This is a genomic window from Deinococcus aetherius (assembly GCF_025997855.1).
Taxonomy (GTDB): domain Bacteria; phylum Deinococcota; class Deinococci; order Deinococcales; family Deinococcaceae; genus Deinococcus; species Deinococcus aetherius.
The window spans coordinates 2,835,269-2,849,878 of record NZ_AP026560.1 but is presented as its reverse complement, the minus strand read 5'-3'; the positions used below and the strand labels follow the sequence as shown (position 1 = coordinate 2,849,878).

Below are 14,610 nucleotides of genomic sequence, written 5' to 3'. Positions count from 1 at the left end.
CGCAAGCAGGGAGCCGTCTTCTCCCCACCAAATTACAGCGCGTCCAGCACAAGAAAACCGTACGCCCGGCAGGGTGACTGGGGCTTCACGGGAAGCTGACGCAACGTTTAGCGTTGGGGGGGCAAGGCGCCCAGATTGTGGCATGGCCCGCTCACCACGGCTCCCTATCCTGAGCCTATGCCCCACATCCGCTTTCGCCTGTCCGCGCCGCCCCCCGTGCCCGGAGCCACGCTCTTCCTGACCGGCGAGCACCGTAGCTGGAGCAGCGACCCGGAGGGGTGGACTTTTCGGGAGGAACCGAATGGGGCAGAACTGGAAGCGGACTTCCCCGAGGGAACGCTGCTCGCCGTGAAGGTCCGCGCCCGGCACCCGGACGGCACCGTCACCGAGGAGGGCGACGCTTGGGGCGGGCGGGCACCGACCCATCAGGCCGTGGTGCGGGGCGACCTGACCCTCGACCTCGCGGTGGCGGGCTGGCAGGACGGGCGCGCGGGTCAGGACCGGCCAAGCCGCAGCGCTCCGCCGCGCGAGACGGTCACGCTCGCCACTCCTTGGGGAAAGCAAACGGTTAAATTGTGGTGGCCGCAAGGTCACGATGGCGCGCTCCCCCTGCTGATCCTGCACGACGGCCAGAACGTCTTCGACGAGGGGCCTACCTTCTCGGGTGAGAGCTGGGACGCCGCCGGGGCCGCGCAGAGGCTGGCGGACGAGGGCTTGCCCTGCCGCATCGCCGCGCTGCCCGTGAATCACGAGCGCAATCGCCGCTACGTGCCCTTCCCGTTCGAACTCAACGGGCACGACCCCGGCGCGGACGAGTACGGGGACTGGCTGAGGGACATCCTCCTGCCGTACCTGCAAGAGCGTTTCGGAACCGTGCCCGCCTCACGACTTGCCCTGGCCGGGTCGTCCTTCGGTGGCCTGATCACCGCCTACTTAGGCCTGCGCGACCCCGGCACCTACGGCACGTTGGGCGTGTTCAGCCCGGCCATCTGGCCCGCCGACTTCGCCTTCCTGCACTGGCTGGAGGGAAGAAGCGATCCCCGGGCCCGCCTGTGGCTCGACATGGGCGACCACGAGGGCGGCAGTCTTGAGGAGGCTGCCGAGATTGTGAACCTCACCCGCGACCTCGCCGTGCGCCTGCGCCCGAGAGTGGCCGAGTTCCACCTCACCATCAGCGAGGGCCACTGGCACGACGAGGCGGCGTGGCGCGCCCGTTTTCCTGACTTCCTCCGGTGGTGGTGGACCGGGATGCGGCGCGCCTAAGCCAAGAGGTCCCGCGCGATGATCAGCTTCTGAATCTCGCTGGTGCCCTCGTAAATCCGCAGCAGCCGCTGGTCGCGGTAGTACCGCTCCACGGGCGAGTCCTTCATGTAGCCCATGCCGCCCGCGACCTGCACGGCCTTGTCGGCGACCTGGGAGAGCATCTCGGTCGCGTGGTACTTCGCCACCGAGGCCATGCGGCGCACGTCCTGGCCCTGATCCACCATCCAGGCGACTTTCTGCCACAGCAGGCGCGAGGTCTGGATGGCGACCTCCATCTCCGCGAGCATGAACTGCACCGCCTGGAACTCGGCGATGGGCTGGCCGAACTGCTCGCGGGTCTTGGCGTGATTGACCGAGAGGTCGAGGAGGCGCTGCATCGCCCCGGTCGAGCGCGCGGCGATCCCCACCCGCCCGTTCGTCAGGATGCCCAGCGCCTCGCGGTAGCCCAGGTGCTCGGGGCCGAGGAGGTTCCCCGCCGGAATCTCGGCATCCTCGAAGATCACCTCGGCGGACAGGGAGCCCTTCTGGCCCATCTTCTCGTCGATCTTGCCGATCTTCACGCCGGGGGTGGTCTGCGGCTCGATGAGGAAGGCGCTCATGCCGCGCGTGCCCTTCGACGGGTCGGTGATGGCGATGACGGTCAGCAGGCCCGCGATGGGCGCGTTGGAGATGTAGTGCTTCGTGCCGTTGAGGACGTAGCAGTCGCCCCTCTTCTCGGCCCGAGTGCGGATGTTCGCCGCGTCCGACCCGCTGCTGGGCTCGGTGATAGCGAAGCCCGCGATGCACTCGCCGCTCGCCATGCGGGGGAGGAACTGCCGCTTCTGCTCCTCGTTGCCGAGCCTCACCAGCCCGCTCGTGCCGATGGAGGCGTGCGCGCTGATCACCCCGCCGAAGCCCATGTGCCCCTGCCCCAGCGCCTCGTACACGGCGCAGCGGCCCAGCGCCCCCAGCCCGACGCCGCCGTACTCCTCGGGGATGCTCAGGCCGAAGAGGCCCAGGTCGGCGGCCCCGCGCATCAGCTCGCCGGGCACGCGGTTCGTCTCCTCGATCTCGTGCGCGCGGGGCTCGACCACGCTCAGCATGAAGTCACGGACGGTCGCCTGCACGTCCCGCAGGTCCTCGGGCAGATTGAATTCCATAGGTGGGGACAGGGTAGCGCCGGGAACGGTGAGTGGTCAGTGGTGAGTGGTACGTGGGAAAAGATGCGGTCCACTCACCACTGACCACTTTCCACTGACGGCGCCCCCGGCGCCACATTGACACCCCGCCTGCCCCCATCTAAGATGTGTGGGCCTGCAAAGGCGCGCGGTGGGTTTAGCTCAGCCGGTTAGAGCGCCGCTCTGTGGAAGCGGAGGCCGTGGGTTCAAGTCCCATAACCCACCCCAATCTCCCGGACTCTGCCCAGCGCGGGGTCCGGGGCTTTTTTGAAGTACGGGCTTTTCGTCGTGCGGGGATGGCGGAACTGGTAGACGCACCAGACTTAGGATCTGGTTCCTGACAGGAGTGAGGGTTCAAGTCCCTTTCCTCGCACCAAAACAAGCACCCAGGCGGCTCCCGGTCTTCCCGGTGGGCCGCCGCGTTTTCTGCCCCACCCGGTGAGGAGGTCCGAGGCAGTCGCGCACTCGGCGCCCCAGGCTTTATGATGCACGGCGGCATGTCGCGCGCCCCGGCTCCTGTGTTGGCGCAGGGGGCGCGAGAGCGGCACAGGCACACGAGAGGACCCGCCCCACCCGAATTCCGCGCGAGAAGCGGGGCGGGAACGGGGGCGCCAGGATGGGAGACGTATGGCAGAGCTGATCAGTCGTGAAGGTAACAAGGTGCAATTCCGGGTCGCGGTGCCCACCGCCGAGGTGAACCGCGCCTTCGAGCAGGTCTGGGCGGGGCTCGCGCGCGACGTGCGCGTGCCCGGCTTCCGGCCCGGCAAGGCGCCGCGCAAGGTGTTGGAGAACCGCGTGGGCAAGGGCTACGTCGAGAACGAGGTTCGCGACCGCCTCCTCCAGTCGCACTACCCGCAGGCTGCCCGCGAACTGGGCCTCAACCTGGTGGACGCGCAGATTGACCCCGGCACGCTGGCGAGCGGGCAGGGCTTCGACTTCACGGTGAACGGCGAGACGTACCCCGAGGTCACGCTGGGCGACTGGCGTTCGATTCGGCTCACGGCGGCGTCTCCCGAGATCACCGATGAGGTGCTGGACCGCACGCTGGCCGACCTTCAGGAGCGCAACGCGACCTTCCAGACCGCCGAGCGGCCCATCGAGGCCAGCGATCAGGTCACCATCGAGGAACTCGGTGAGGAGGGCGGCACCTACCCCGTCTACCTCGACGTGGCCGAGCCGCATGTGCGTGACGCGTTGATTGGCAAGAGCGTGGGCGACGAGGTGGAGATCACCGTACCCGCCCACCAGCACGGCGACCACGAGCACCCCGAGCACACCGTCCGGGTGCGGGTGCAGGGGGTGCAGACCAAGCAGCTCCAGCCCCTCGACGACGACTTCGCCAGGTCGCTGAACTTCGAGGGCCTGGAGCGCCTTCGCACCGACCTGCGCGCCGAGCTGGAGCGCCGCGCCCGCCAGGAGGGGGACGCCGCCCGCCGCGAGGAGTTCGTAGGCGGGCTGGTGGAGGGGATGCAGGTCGAGATTCCCCGGGCGCTCATCGACCGCCGCCGCGAGGCGATGCTGGAGGAAATCCAGGACGATCTGGGCCGTCAGGGTGTGAAGTGGGCCGAGTACGAGACCTTTATGCAGGAGCAGGGCAAGCTCGACGAGTTCATGGGAGACCTGGCGAAGAACGCCGAGGCCCGCGTCCGGCGTGACCTCGCGCTGGAGCAGCTCGCCGAGGACCTGAAGGTGCAGGTCACCCAGGCCGAGTTCGACGCCTCCCTCGCCGCCCTCGCCCAGAGCAACGGGATGCCCGTCCAGCAACTGCGCGGCCAGCTCGGGCCCAACGGCCTGAACGGCTACCTCGTCAGCCTGACCCGCGAGAAGGGGCTACAGCAGGCCCTGACCGGGTTGGCGAGCGCGCAGGCCCAGACGGCGACGACCGCGAACGAAGGCGCCCGGGCCGGGGAGGCCACGGCCCAGCAGGCCGGCGACGAGCAGGGCGCGGAGCAGACCGAGGCCGGGCAGGAGGGCGCCCAGGCTGAGGCATCGGCCACCAGCGGCACCGACACGGACGCGGACCAGGAGGGCGTTCAGGCGGAGAGCGCCGGGCAGACGACGGAGGGGAGCGCCAGCGGTGACGTCCCGCAGATCGGAGCCCAGGAGATGGTCACCGAGCGGGCGGACGACGTGCAGGGTGGCGAGCAGGAAGACACCGCTCCGACCGCTGTGACGACCGCGAGCGAGGAGCAGACCCCCGTCGCGCAGGGCGACACTCAGGCTATCGGCGGCGAGCAGGTCGGCGAGCCGCAGACCGGGGAGCAGACCCAGGAGCAGCGCACCGAATAACCGTCCTTGCCCACGTAGGTGTCACGCAAAGAATTATTTGTCAAAGTTGCGACAATTTATTTGTCAACGCCGTTGACACCTAATTCTTTGCAAATTGACAGATAATTCTTTTCACCCGCAGGGCGCCCGGTCAGCCGACTGGGCGCCCTCACTCTTGCTCCCGCTGCCGCTTGGGCTGCACCACGATCTCCAGCCCGAGAGCATCCAGGATGTCCTGCCACCGCTGGGGGATGTTGCTCCGCTTCCCAGCGAGCATGTCCCAGAGGTACTGCGGGTTCATGTCGATCATCTCGGCGAGCTGCTGACGGTTGATCCCCTTGCGCTGCATCTCTTCGAGGACCTGCTCGCGTACTTGATCAGTCACCCGGCGATTTTGCATAAGTGTTAGGAGCTTAGTCGATAAGGCGCAAAGACTTACCGGAAATCGCACAGCGCCCGTAAGTCTCTCAGACTTATACTCGCCGGGCTCATGGACAGCCTGCCCAGCCTTGCCGAAACGGCCGCTACCGCGCCTGAATTCGAGTTCTCGCCCATCGACGGCTTGGTGGACGTGCGGGTCTCCCAGATGCTGCTCGCCCTCGACGTGAGGCCGGGCACTGACCTCTTCGATACCCTTCGCCACGCCCTCACCCTCGCCTACCGCCAGGGCCTGCGCGACGGCGTGGTGCGGCTGGGGGAGCTGGTGGAGTAAACAAGATTCTGCTGTTGCGAGAGGCTCCAGCGCCCCCTGCCAACCGGCGGGGGCGCCCTGCTTTGGCCTAGAGCTTGTAGGCGGTGAACGTGGTGACCTGATTGTTCACGTCGCCGTAGATCGTCCGCCCCGCCGTCCCGGTCCGCATCTGCACGGTGACCAGATCGCCGACGGCGAGCCGCAGGTGGAACCCAGCGGTCAGCGCCAGCGTCCCCGCCACCGCGTTCTGCTCGCCCACCTTCGCCCGCTCCGCACCGTTGATGTAGAGCGAGCAGTTGACGTACTCGTTGGCGGCCAGCCCCGTGATCACGACCCCCACGTCGATGGCCCAGATGCCCGCCCCACCGGCAGGCACCGTGAGGGTGTTGTTGGCGAACACGTCTGAGCCGTCGGAGACACCACCGAAGGCTACGAGCGCCATGCTCGCGCTCGTAGCCTGCCCCGCCGACGCGTAGGCGCGGACGTATGTTCGGCTCCCCAGGTCCAGCACATCACCGGTGGGCAATTCACCACTGCTCGCGTTGCTCAGGACGACGAGCGCCTTGCGAACCGCCACGGCTCAGGCCCGGACCGTGACCGGCCCCGCGTTGAAGGACAGCTCCGTCGCGCTCTTGGCGACCCCCACGGGCTGAGCGATGCTGCCGGTGGCCGTGGGGATGGCTGTCGCCAGCCCTCCTGCCGTCCCAAGGACGTACTGAGCACCCGGCGTCAGGCCGGAGAGACCGCTGATCAGCCCGGAGGTCAGGTAGACCGTCCCGCTCGCGCTGGCCGCGATAGCAGCAGGCGCGTAGCCATGTGCCCGGGTGCCCGCTCCTGCGTTTGTCGCGTTGCGAATCCTGACCACGCCGCTGCCGCTGTCGTAGATGTTGATGAGCGCCCCGGCGGCGATGGCCTCGGACGCCGTGAAGGTGATCGTGTTGATGTTGGGGATGAGGCTGGGGTGCCACTGACCGTTGGCGTCGGTCTGCGCGATCTTGCCAGCATCCGCAGCACCCGCCGTGCTCGTGATGGGCTGAACTTCCTGGTAGTCGCCGTTGCCGCTGGTGCTCTCTTGCAGGTACTTCGCCATGTGGGTCTCCTATGGAGCGAGTAGGACGGAGGGCCGGAGCTGCACGACGATCTGGCCGGGTTCGGGGCTGTGGGCGACAACCTGACGCCACGCCCCCGCAGACGGGGAGCCCCTGGGCTGGCCGTCCGCACCCACCCAGAGCAGCCCCTGCGGACCGCCCCAGCCGGGGAGGGCTCCGATGACGGCCACCTGCACGCGCTCGCCCGCCGCCCCACTCTGGGTGAGCAGCCCGACAACGCGCCCGGCGTGGGTAGGGTCGCTGGGGTCGGCGACGCGCAGGGCACCCCCCAGGGCGACGACCACGCTGTACACCGACGCGGACTCGGCGAGCGAGGCACTGAACGTCCCACCGCGCTCGCCGGGCAGCATCCCGGCGTCCACCTCGCGCCCGTCGGTCAGCTTGAAGGTCAGGTGGCCCTGCGGGTCGATGCCCACGTCGGCCACGCCCACCCCAGGCGGCCCGGAGGGAGTCAGCCCGCCCTCCAGTGCAGCCGCCTCGCCCAGTGCGCCCGAAAACCGAGCCTCCGAGCGCACCTCCCCCCCTTCGAGGACCACCTCGTCGGGCGCGGTCACGAGCTGCTCCGGATGCCCGGCTCGAAGTCAACCGTCCCCCAGTGGATCGGCTCGACGTGCCCGCCCCTGATCACGTCGAACTGCCAGAACTTCGCCCGCAACTCCTGGGCCTGGACGGGCGTGAGCGTCCCGACGAACTCGGAGCCGTCCCGCACGAGCCCGCTCCCGAGCGTCAGCTCCAGCTCGGCGCGGCCGTCACGGGACTGGGCGAACCGGGCGCGGGCGGTGGCGTTGGTGAGGTCGGCAGGAGCGCCGTCCTCGGTGATGGAGACCCGGAAAACGTACGTCCTGCCGCGCCAGATCGCCCGCGTACCGGTGAGGTCCTGGCGGGTGGTCATGGTTACCGCTCACCCGGGGGGTTGGTTGCCATGCTTGGGCCGAAATCCGCGTCCGTCGTGGGGCTGCCGTCGGCGAGCGGGGCCGAGGTGTAGGTCACCGGGTTACTCACCCCAGGGGGGCTGCTCTGACCGAACACTCGCTGGAACGCGGCCTCGATCAGCGCCCTCACCGCCTCGCCCTGGAGGAGCGGGAGCACCCACCTCTCGGCGACGCTGGGCAGCACCTCGCGGGCGGCGACGACGAGCACCGCCTGGGCGATCTGCGCCCGCTCCAGGCCCGCGAAGATGCCCTTGAGGTCCTGGGCGGCCCGGACGCTCGTCTCAGCGAGACTTCCGATCTCGGCGTACCCGAACCCGCCGCGAATCAGACCCCGGGCCTTTTCGAGGACCACCGGCAGGAACTTGTCCGCCCAGGCGTCGAGCGCCGTCTGCTGGGGCTGGGTGACGGCACCCAGGGCGAGGGACATGGTGAGCAGGGACAGGAAGGCAGCTTTGTTCATGTGGCACCTCATGGGCGCGGCCCCCGCGTCTGCGAGGGCCGGAAGAGGCGGATGGGGAGCGCCCAGGGGCGCGGCGGGCCTAGTTCTTGAGGGGCTTGGCGGGCGGCAGCGCCCCCACGTTCACGGCGATCCGCACCGTGTCCGGCTGCTCGGCGTTGATCGTGACCCCCCGCGCCTCCATGATCTCCAGGCGCTTGCCGGTGATGTTCTCGACGGCGGGCCCGCGCTCCAGCAGCACGCGCCGCTCGGGCTGGGGCGGGTCGTCCACCTCCGCGTCCGGCAGCCGCCCGATGGTCGTGATGCCGTCCCAGAGGTGGAGCGGGCACAGGTTGATGGCCGCGTACTGATGCAGACCGCGCCGGACCTGCGCGTTCTCCAGCACGTACAGCCCGCCTGCGTGCGCGACGACCACGCCGACGTGGCCGTAAGGCATGGACGTGTGGTTGAACACGAGGTCTCCGGGCCGGGGGCTCTGCCAGAGGGGGACGGTCAGCCCCCGCGCCCTGAAGGACTTCTCGGCGTCGGTCGCCCAGGGCGTGCCCGTCGTGTTCGCCTGGACGTGCTCGGTGACGATCCGGCGGTACAGCTCGTGCGAGGGCCAGCCGAACGCGCGCTCGACCACCGTGCGGGTGGCGGCGAGGCACATGCCGGGCTCGGTGGGGAGATCGTAGTCGCGCCGGACCGCCGCCCTCGCGGCCTCGTTGATCAGGTTCATGGGGACCTCTCGGGGTGTTGGATGCGGGCCGTCAGCCAGGCCAGGAACTGTGCCAACCCGACGAGCGCCAGGAACAGCGCCCCGTACCCCCAGACGAAGAAGACAGTCAGCCGCGCGAGCGTCCCTGCCGCGCCCGTCGCCACCTGCGCGAGCAGCGCCAGCGCGAGCAGCGCGGCCCCGACTTTCAGGAGGGGGAACTCGCGCAGCCGCAGCCAGAACCACCACCGCAGCCAGTACACGACGTTGACGAGGGCGTGCGGCGGGGGCAGGGCGGCCCGGGTGTAGCGGACGAGGTTCCGGACGGCGAGCAGCGCGGCCCACGCGCACAGGACGCGCAGGCTGGAGTTCAGCAGGTAGCTCACGCCCGGGTCGAGGGAGAGGGGGCCGTTGATCGCGGTGTCGAGTCGGGTGAGGAGGTCACGCATCGGGGGGCTTCTCCTTCGGGGGCTGCTCGCCCGGCGGCGGGGGCAGGTCGGGCGGCTTGAACCACGGGGCCACCCGGTCCACCCCGCCGAGCGCACCCCGCCCGAACCACCACAGCGCCTGGGGCCCGAGCGTGTGCCCGACGACCGCCACGACGGCGACGGCGAGGAGGGGCGAGATAACACTCGGCAGGAGTTCGAGGAGCTGCGAGGCGAGCAGGCCGCCCGCCGCCGAGGCGACGAGGTTGCCCCGGAACGCTCGCGGGCGCACCTCGTCGGCGGAGGCGACGACGGCCGCCCAGTGGAGCCCAGCGGCCGTTACCGCGCACACGGCGGCCAGGATGACCCGATCCGTGTGCAGGTCGGTGGAAAGGGGCATGGGAACCTCGGTGCGGGGAGGGATCAGCTCACGACGATGTAGTTGCCGCCGCCGATCTCGGTCTTGACCCCGATGTACTTTGACCGCACGATGCGGAGGTTCGTGCCGCCGCCGCCCCACGCCGTCTCGCCGTTCGTGAAGATGGTGTCCTCGAACGTCACGTTGGCTGTCCCGCTCCACGAGCCGACACCATCGACCGTGAAGTCGCTGATCTCAGTGAACCTCCACAACCCGCCGTTCGCCGCGTCCATGAACATGGGCGTTTTGACCCGGCGACCGCTGGTGCTCCTGAGCTTGTTGCGGTCGCCGCCGATGTTGTCGGACTGACGGACGTGTATCTGCCAGAGATAGTCCCAGAGGATGTTGTCGTCCACCTTGATGTTGCGGCTGCGGGCGGCCTGGTAGTTCACGACCGCGATCCCCGAGCCGTCGAGCCCCAGGCCGGGCCCCCACGCCTCGTTGCCCGTCATCTCGCCGCCGTCCACGCCCTGAAGGGTGAACGCCGAGCCCCCGACAGGCTCCAGCCTCCGGTAGTTGCGGGCCTTGTTCCGCCGCATGTACCCACCGACCACAGGCGGGCCACCCGGCTCGGGCATGATCTTGAACGCATCCCTCCCGTACCCGTCCACCTCGTTGTCCTCGTACGTCATGTTGGCGGTGCCCTCGGACTTCGTGGCCGTGCCCGGAGTGTTCCTGATGATGTTCCAGCGCGCGAGGACCCCGTTGTCGTGGTAGCTGAACAGCGCGATGCCGCCGTGGTCGGTGTACCCGACGGTCCACTTGAGGTCGAGGATGTTGTAGAAAATTTTCACGTCGGTGCTGTAGCTCGTGGCGATGCCCTGCCCGTGCGAGCCGTCGTCCTCGCACCACTGGATCGTCACCAGGCTGCACTTGCTCGTCTCGAAGGAGGCCGTGTGGGCGTCTTTCGAGAAGATGTTCTCCAGCAGCACGGTTTTGCTGTTCGTGACCCTGAGCGTCTCGCAGCGGTCGTCGAGCGGCTGGATGTTGCGGTCAGGCTTACCCAGCAGGCGACCACCTCGCCCGATGAAGTTGTCGCACCGCTGGAAGTGGACCATCCCGCTCTCCTCATCGTTCGGCGGGTCCCCGAAGTGGGTGAGAGGCTGCACCACGGCGCGAGGGTCCATGTAGAAGTGCAGGTTAGGCCAGTCGCGCCGGATCAGCCTGCGGCTCAGGCCGTAGACCCCCTCCGGGAGCACCACGGGCCGTGCCAACCGCTGCGCCTCATCGAGAGCCACACTCAGCCCCGTGATGTCGTCGCTGGCGCCCGTCTGGCCGATGCTGTAGCCCTTGAGGGACGCGAACTCGCGCAGATTGACGGCATTCTGCGGGGGAACGAGCTGGGGTCTGGTGGCCGTGCCCGAGGTCGGGGTGGGCGCGGGGGCGGTCGAGGCGTAGGAGAGCGTGATGATGCGGTCCTGGTCCATCACGTACTCGGCGCTCGGGGGCGTGTTGTACCCCGCGATGGGAAGCGGCTCGACGATGAGGGTGTCGCCGTCCGCGAAATTGCGGTTGAACGTGTGGCCCGACTTCAGGGCCTGCACCTCGTCGAGGGGCCACCCACGGTTCTTGACGCGGACACGCACCGGAGCGGAAGGGACCCCGACCACCTGGATGATGAGGTCGTTGACGCTCACGACCGGACCGGGCCGGTACGGGATTTCGACCGTCTTGTTGCTGTCCGCGACGACCGTGAACGCCGGGACCTGGCGATAGTCCCGGATCATCTGGGGGATGATCGTGAGTTCGTCGCCCTGATCGACGCGGAGCTTGTCGCCGCTCGTGACGGTGAGGGGCGTGGTCTTCTTCTTCGTGACGTTGAACACTTCGACGGTGGCGACGCTGGGGGCGGGGGCAGGCGTCGCGGCCACACCTCTGATCAGGTCGGCCCCCCGGTTCAGGGTGACGAAGCTCATGCCCTTCGTGCGCGCGTAGGCGACGATATCGCGGAGCAATGCCTGCTGGGTCGCCCCGAACGCGATGCCCGACGTGAACAGGATCAGCCAGCCGTTGGCAGCCACGGTCTGGTCGATGATGCCGGTGTAGCGCGTGAGCGGGTCCTGGTCGTAGAGCCCGACGCGCCGGAGGCGGTACAGGTTGTCGAAGGTGGTGTTGGTGACCTCCCCGCCGCCCGCCGCCGCCCGGAAGTACTTCGCGGCGAGGCCCTCCACGCGTGCGTCGCTCGCGCTGTTCGGCCAGAGGAGATTGTTGCCCGAGAGGCCGCGACTCCGCAGGTCAGCCTGGGAATTGCGCAGTTGCGCGTCCGCGTCCGCGTCCGAGAGGGCCGTGAGGCTCGCACCGTTGAATCCCCGCGTGGCGACCTCGTCGCCCTTGCGCTCGCGAGCGACGTAGAAGTCCCAGTTGGGGGCGGGGTTCGTGCGGCGCGTGAAGGGGGCCCAGACGACTGGGATAGCCAGCTCGTCGAACACGGGCGCCCGGGTAGCGTCTTCGGGGGCACCGTCATCCACGACGACGGTCAGCATGGGCCCCCGGGCGGTCGTGGTGCCGACAGTCTCCTCCAGGCTGGTCAGGTTCAGGGTCAGCTCGACGGCGGTGGCCGGGTTGGTAGGGGGGACGGTGCCCAGGGCCCGCAGCGCGGCGGTCACCTCGGCCATGTTCTGGCTAAGCGTCTGAACCTGCCCCTCGATGCTGGTGATACGTTGCTCGACGGTCTTGTGCTGGCTCATGTTCGGGGAGAAGTCCGCGTCGTTCGTGGTCATGATGCTGCCCTCCAGATGATGGCGCCGTCCTCGCGCCGGATGAGTTCGAGGTCGGGGTAGGAGAGGGCGCCGTCCTCGCGGACGACACGCCGGGTGCCGGTGATGGAGAGGGCGCCGTCCTCGCGCCGGACGAGCTGGGCGGTGGAGCCGGGCGTGGTCCCCGGGATGACGGGCACGATGTGCCCGCCGATGACAGTGAGCAAGGCGCCGTCCGGGATGCCCGTGAGATCGAGGCCGATGCCGGGCGGTCCCTGGATGCCGGGCTCGCCCTTTTCCCCCCTCGGTCCCTGCAACCCGCGCTCGCCCTGGAGCCCCAGAAGACCGCGCTCGCCTTGAAGACCGGGGAGACCGCGCTCCCCCTGGAGACCCTGGAGACCGCGCTCACCCTGGGTGCCGGGCACCCCCTGAGCCCCTTGCGCTCCCGGGAGGCCACGTTCGCCTCGCAGCCCCTGCTCACCTCGCAGCCCCTGGAGCCCGCGCGGCCCCGCAGGGCCCGGGTCGCCCTTGCGCTGGCCGACGTAAGCGACCTGCACGCTGGCGATGCTCGACAGACGCGAGGTGCGGACCCCCCCGACCCGCACCCCCTTCACTTCGCGTAGGTCGCTCATTCGAGCCTCGTCGCCTCGTAGGCCAGGTCGTAGTCGCCGTACAGGACCTCCCGGACCTCGGTGCCGTCCACGACCTCGATGTCGTAGGCCCCGGCAGCGGCGGTCATCCGGCGGGTGTCGGTGCTCCGCTCCGGGTCGTGCCCTCGGCGGTGGAGAACGACCCAGGGCTCGCCGAATTCGTCGATCTCGCGGATGAAGTCGGCATCCACCACCTCCAGTTCCACGTCCCCCGCCACGCCGCCCGCCCGGAACTGCGAGCGGAAGGTCAGGCCGGTGAGGTCGGTGAAGCGTCCTTGGGAGTCCGGCGTAGGCAGCTCGTCGTAGAGCTGGAAGGCGAGGTAGAAGTCCGCCCCCTGCCGGACGGGCCGGTCGAGTTCGGAGTCCGTCGAGAACTTCAGGTCGTGCCGGACCCCCCTCATCTGGGCACCACCCGGTAGTCCACGAACACCCGGACGGGGAGCGCCGAGAAAACGCTGACCCCGACGTAGGCGCCGGGGTAGTAGCTCCCGCAGTTGAAGCCCGCGAGGTGGACCAGGCCGTCCTGGTGGATCGAGTCCGCCACCGCCGAGCCCGACTCGATGCGGGTGTCGGCCGTAGGCTCGATGCTCCAGTAGCAGTGGCGCGGCGCGGCCCTCGTCGCCGTGAGCATCCTCATGCTGAAGCTGAGCCGAAAGGTCGTGCCCCTGTCATCCAGCCAGAGCGTGTCGGTGGTCTCGTGCTTCCACTGGTCAGGCGAGCCCCAGAGGTCCCGTGCCACCTGCCCGAATGGTGGCAGGTAGAGCACCGGGCGCCGCTGCGCCTGGAACCCGTTCGCGTCCAGCGTCGCCAGCCCGAACGGCACCCCCCGGCTATCCAGCAGCCCCCGGAACGCCGTCTGACTCGGCACGAGGTTGTCGAGGTCCGAAGTGAGCAGCGCCCCGGCCGGGACGCCAGGGCGACTCACGACGGGCGGCTGCCCCTCTGGTGGAGGCGTGCGCAGGTCCACCGTGCCGCCGCCGAGGGAGACGGCACGCCACAGGAAGGTGCTGGTGTACCAGTCTCCAGCCGTGGTCTGGAGCTTGTACGTGACCCTCATGCGCGGCCCGGCGTAGGTCGTGCCCGGATCGTCACCGGGGACGTACAGGTCACCGCCGTTGCGCTCGACGAGCGCGTTGCCGAGGATACCGGGCGTCCCCTCGATGGGCCACGCGGGGCGGTAGCCGGGGACCGCCCACCGCGCCGCCTCCTCGTCGGCGGGGTCGAACCGGACGAACCCCACTCCGTTGCGCCAGCCGTCGTCTGCGGGGGGCGTGAGGATGCCGGTCAGGCGCAGACGGTTAGGCATCGTCGTTCACCTCCTCGGCGGCGTACCGCTGCTCCAGCGCGGCGAGACGCTCCTCGAACCCCATCGCCTCGCGCACCTGGGCGGGCGTGAGCGAGGTGCGGGCCATCGCGCGGACAACGTGGTCGTGTCGCTCCTTGGCCTGCGTCTGCTCAGCAGCCAAGTCGGAGGCGAGGTGCCCGATCCGCTCGGGCAGCGGCGCCGTCAGCTCCTCCTGCGCGGCGAGGCGGCGCTCCAGGGGTTCGAGGTCGGTCGGAGCCTGGGCCGGGGAGCGTTGCCCTTTCATCTTCTTGGCGATAAGCCCCTCCACCTCCTCCGGGGTGAGGGAGGCCGGGCGTTCCAGGTTGGCGACGGCTCGCACGACCTCGTGGTGACGCTCGACGGCCCCCTTCTCCAGCGCCTCGACGCGGGCATAGAGGTCGGAGAGGTCGGGCGGGGGGGCGGCGGCAGGCGCGGGAGGGGCAGGGAGGGCACTTCGCATCTGCCGCCTCACCTCCTCCTCCACCATCTCCCGCATCAGGCTGCGGTCCAGATCGTTCATTCGGTC

The 14,610-nt window shown here is 69.3% G+C and carries 17 protein-coding genes, 2 tRNA genes and 1 pseudogene; 5 read left to right on the top strand and 15 right to left on the bottom strand.

Annotated features, from left to right (window positions below; genetic code table 11):
- Positions 1-177 precede the first annotated feature (177 nt).
- A complete protein-coding gene (locus tag DAETH_RS14685; RefSeq protein WP_264775624.1) occupies positions 178-1,263 on the top strand; it encodes an alpha/beta hydrolase in 1,086 nt (361 codons plus the stop codon).
- Here the strand turns inward: DAETH_RS14685 and DAETH_RS14680 are convergent.
- Positions 1,260-2,402, bottom strand: a complete 1,143-nt coding sequence (locus DAETH_RS14680) for an acyl-CoA dehydrogenase family protein (protein ID WP_264775623.1) — start codon at positions 2,400-2,402, stop codon at positions 1,260-1,262. The two genes, DAETH_RS14685 and DAETH_RS14680, sit on opposite strands and share 4 nt — an antisense overlap.
- A 169-nt stretch (positions 2,403-2,571) precedes the next feature.
- Between DAETH_RS14680 and DAETH_RS14675 the strand changes: the two genes are divergently transcribed.
- The 3 genes and pseudogenes from DAETH_RS14675 to tig form a co-directional block, all read left to right on the top strand.
- A tRNA-His gene (locus DAETH_RS14675) sits at positions 2,572-2,648 on the top strand.
- Between the two features lie 62 nt (positions 2,649-2,710).
- Positions 2,711-2,796: transfer RNA gene (locus DAETH_RS14670), tRNA-Leu, on the top strand.
- A 251-nt stretch (positions 2,797-3,047) separates the two neighbouring features.
- Positions 3,048-4,391: pseudogene (gene tig, locus DAETH_RS14665) on the top strand (trigger factor); the annotation flags it as partial.
- A 466-nt stretch (positions 4,392-4,857) separates the two neighbouring features.
- Here tig and DAETH_RS14660 read toward each other — a convergent pair.
- On the bottom strand, positions 4,858-5,073 hold the full coding sequence (locus DAETH_RS14660; protein ID WP_264775622.1) for a helix-turn-helix domain-containing protein: 216 nt from the start codon (positions 5,071-5,073) through the stop codon (positions 4,858-4,860).
- 105 nt (positions 5,074-5,178) lie between these two features.
- Here DAETH_RS14660 and DAETH_RS14655 point away from each other — a divergent pair, with 105 nt between their 5' ends.
- Positions 5,179-5,400 carry a hypothetical protein gene (locus DAETH_RS14655; RefSeq protein ID WP_264775621.1) on the top strand — a complete coding sequence of 74 codons (222 nt, stop codon included), beginning with the start codon at positions 5,179-5,181 and terminating at the stop codon, positions 5,398-5,400.
- Positions 5,401-5,467: 67 nt separating this feature from the next.
- Here the strand turns inward: DAETH_RS14655 and DAETH_RS14650 are convergent, their stop codons facing one another.
- The 13 genes from DAETH_RS14650 to DAETH_RS14590 form a co-directional block, all read right to left on the bottom strand.
- Positions 5,468-5,956 carry a hypothetical protein gene (locus DAETH_RS14650; RefSeq protein WP_264775620.1) on the bottom strand — a complete coding sequence of 163 codons (489 nt, stop codon included), beginning with the start codon at positions 5,954-5,956 and terminating at the stop codon, positions 5,468-5,470.
- A gap of 3 nt (positions 5,957-5,959) precedes the next feature.
- Entirely contained in the window at positions 5,960-6,469 is a 510-nt protein-coding gene (locus DAETH_RS14645; protein WP_264775619.1) for a hypothetical protein, read from the bottom strand.
- A gap of 9 nt (positions 6,470-6,478) precedes the next feature.
- Positions 6,479-7,042 carry a hypothetical protein gene (locus DAETH_RS14640; protein ID WP_264775618.1) on the bottom strand — a complete coding sequence of 188 codons (564 nt, stop codon included), beginning with the start codon at positions 7,040-7,042 and terminating at the stop codon, positions 6,479-6,481.
- Entirely contained in the window at positions 7,039-7,380 is a 342-nt protein-coding gene (locus tag DAETH_RS14635) for a hypothetical protein (RefSeq protein WP_264775617.1), read from the bottom strand. Before DAETH_RS14635 ends, DAETH_RS14640 begins: the two co-directional genes overlap by 4 nt.
- 2 nt (positions 7,381-7,382) lie before the next feature.
- A complete protein-coding gene (locus tag DAETH_RS14630) occupies positions 7,383-7,880 on the bottom strand; it encodes a hypothetical protein (protein ID WP_264775616.1) in 498 nt (165 codons plus the stop codon).
- A 79-nt stretch (positions 7,881-7,959) separates the two neighbouring features.
- Entirely contained in the window at positions 7,960-8,595 is a 636-nt protein-coding gene (locus DAETH_RS14625) for a CHAP domain-containing protein (protein ID WP_264775615.1), read from the bottom strand.
- On the bottom strand, positions 8,592-9,020 hold the full coding sequence (locus DAETH_RS14620; protein WP_264775614.1) for a hypothetical protein: 429 nt from the start codon (positions 9,018-9,020) through the stop codon (positions 8,592-8,594). The genes DAETH_RS14625 and DAETH_RS14620 overlap by 4 nt, the downstream gene beginning before the upstream one ends.
- A complete protein-coding gene (locus DAETH_RS14615; RefSeq protein ID WP_264775613.1) occupies positions 9,013-9,396 on the bottom strand; it encodes a hypothetical protein in 384 nt (127 codons plus the stop codon). Before DAETH_RS14615 ends, DAETH_RS14620 begins: the two co-directional genes overlap by 8 nt.
- Before the next feature lie 23 nt (positions 9,397-9,419).
- Complete coding sequence (locus DAETH_RS14610) at positions 9,420-12,134, bottom strand: polysaccharide deacetylase family protein (RefSeq protein WP_264775612.1); 2,715 nt, start codon at positions 12,132-12,134, stop codon at positions 9,420-9,422.
- Positions 12,131-12,742, bottom strand: coding sequence for a collagen-like protein (locus DAETH_RS14605; RefSeq protein ID WP_264775611.1), 612 nt, complete (start codon positions 12,740-12,742; stop codon positions 12,131-12,133). The genes DAETH_RS14610 and DAETH_RS14605 overlap by 4 nt, the downstream gene beginning before the upstream one ends.
- Positions 12,739-13,161 (bottom strand): hypothetical protein, encoded by a 423-nt coding sequence (locus DAETH_RS14600; protein ID WP_264775610.1) that lies wholly within the window; start codon positions 13,159-13,161, stop codon positions 12,739-12,741. The genes DAETH_RS14605 and DAETH_RS14600 overlap by 4 nt, the downstream gene beginning before the upstream one ends.
- Complete coding sequence (locus DAETH_RS14595) at positions 13,158-14,066, bottom strand: hypothetical protein (RefSeq protein ID WP_264775609.1); 909 nt, start codon at positions 14,064-14,066, stop codon at positions 13,158-13,160. The genes DAETH_RS14600 and DAETH_RS14595 overlap by 4 nt, the downstream gene beginning before the upstream one ends.
- The gene (locus tag DAETH_RS14590; protein ID WP_264775608.1) at positions 14,059-14,604 is read right to left on the bottom strand and encodes a hypothetical protein; all 546 of its coding nucleotides are present in this window, start codon (positions 14,602-14,604) and stop codon (positions 14,059-14,061) included. Before DAETH_RS14590 ends, DAETH_RS14595 begins: the two co-directional genes overlap by 8 nt.
- Positions 14,605-14,610: the final 6 nt, after the last annotated feature.

Excerpts from the sequence above, each read along its gene's own strand:
- DAETH_RS14685 (WP_264775624.1), top strand. The coding sequence starts at position 178 with ATGCCCCACATCCGCTTTCGCCTGTCCGCGCCGCCCCCCGTGCCCGGA.
- DAETH_RS14680 (WP_264775623.1), bottom strand. The coding sequence starts at position 2,402 with ATGGAATTCAATCTGCCCGAGGACCTGCGGGACGTGCAGGCGACCGTC.
- DAETH_RS14655 (WP_264775621.1), top strand. The coding sequence starts at position 5,179 with ATGGACAGCCTGCCCAGCCTTGCCGAAACGGCCGCTACCGCGCCTGAA.
- DAETH_RS14645 (WP_264775619.1), bottom strand. The coding sequence starts at position 6,469 with ATGGCGAAGTACCTGCAAGAGAGCACCAGCGGCAACGGCGACTACCAG.
- DAETH_RS14635 (WP_264775617.1), bottom strand. The coding sequence starts at position 7,380 with ATGACCACCCGCCAGGACCTCACCGGTACGCGGGCGATCTGGCGCGGC.
- DAETH_RS14630 (WP_264775616.1), bottom strand. The coding sequence starts at position 7,880 with ATGAACAAAGCTGCCTTCCTGTCCCTGCTCACCATGTCCCTCGCCCTG.
- DAETH_RS14625 (WP_264775615.1), bottom strand. The coding sequence starts at position 8,595 with ATGAACCTGATCAACGAGGCCGCGAGGGCGGCGGTCCGGCGCGACTAC.
- DAETH_RS14620 (WP_264775614.1), bottom strand. The coding sequence starts at position 9,020 with ATGCGTGACCTCCTCACCCGACTCGACACCGCGATCAACGGCCCCCTC.
- DAETH_RS14615 (WP_264775613.1), bottom strand. The coding sequence starts at position 9,396 with ATGCCCCTTTCCACCGACCTGCACACGGATCGGGTCATCCTGGCCGCC.
- DAETH_RS14610 (WP_264775612.1), bottom strand. The coding sequence starts at position 12,134 with ATGACCACGAACGACGCGGACTTCTCCCCGAACATGAGCCAGCACAAG.
- DAETH_RS14605 (WP_264775611.1), bottom strand. The coding sequence starts at position 12,742 with ATGAGCGACCTACGCGAAGTGAAGGGGGTGCGGGTCGGGGGGGTCCGC.
- DAETH_RS14600 (WP_264775610.1), bottom strand. The coding sequence starts at position 13,161 with ATGAGGGGGGTCCGGCACGACCTGAAGTTCTCGACGGACTCCGAACTC.
- DAETH_RS14595 (WP_264775609.1), bottom strand. The coding sequence starts at position 14,066 with ATGCCTAACCGTCTGCGCCTGACCGGCATCCTCACGCCCCCCGCAGAC.
- DAETH_RS14590 (WP_264775608.1), bottom strand. The coding sequence starts at position 14,604 with ATGAACGATCTGGACCGCAGCCTGATGCGGGAGATGGTGGAGGAGGAG.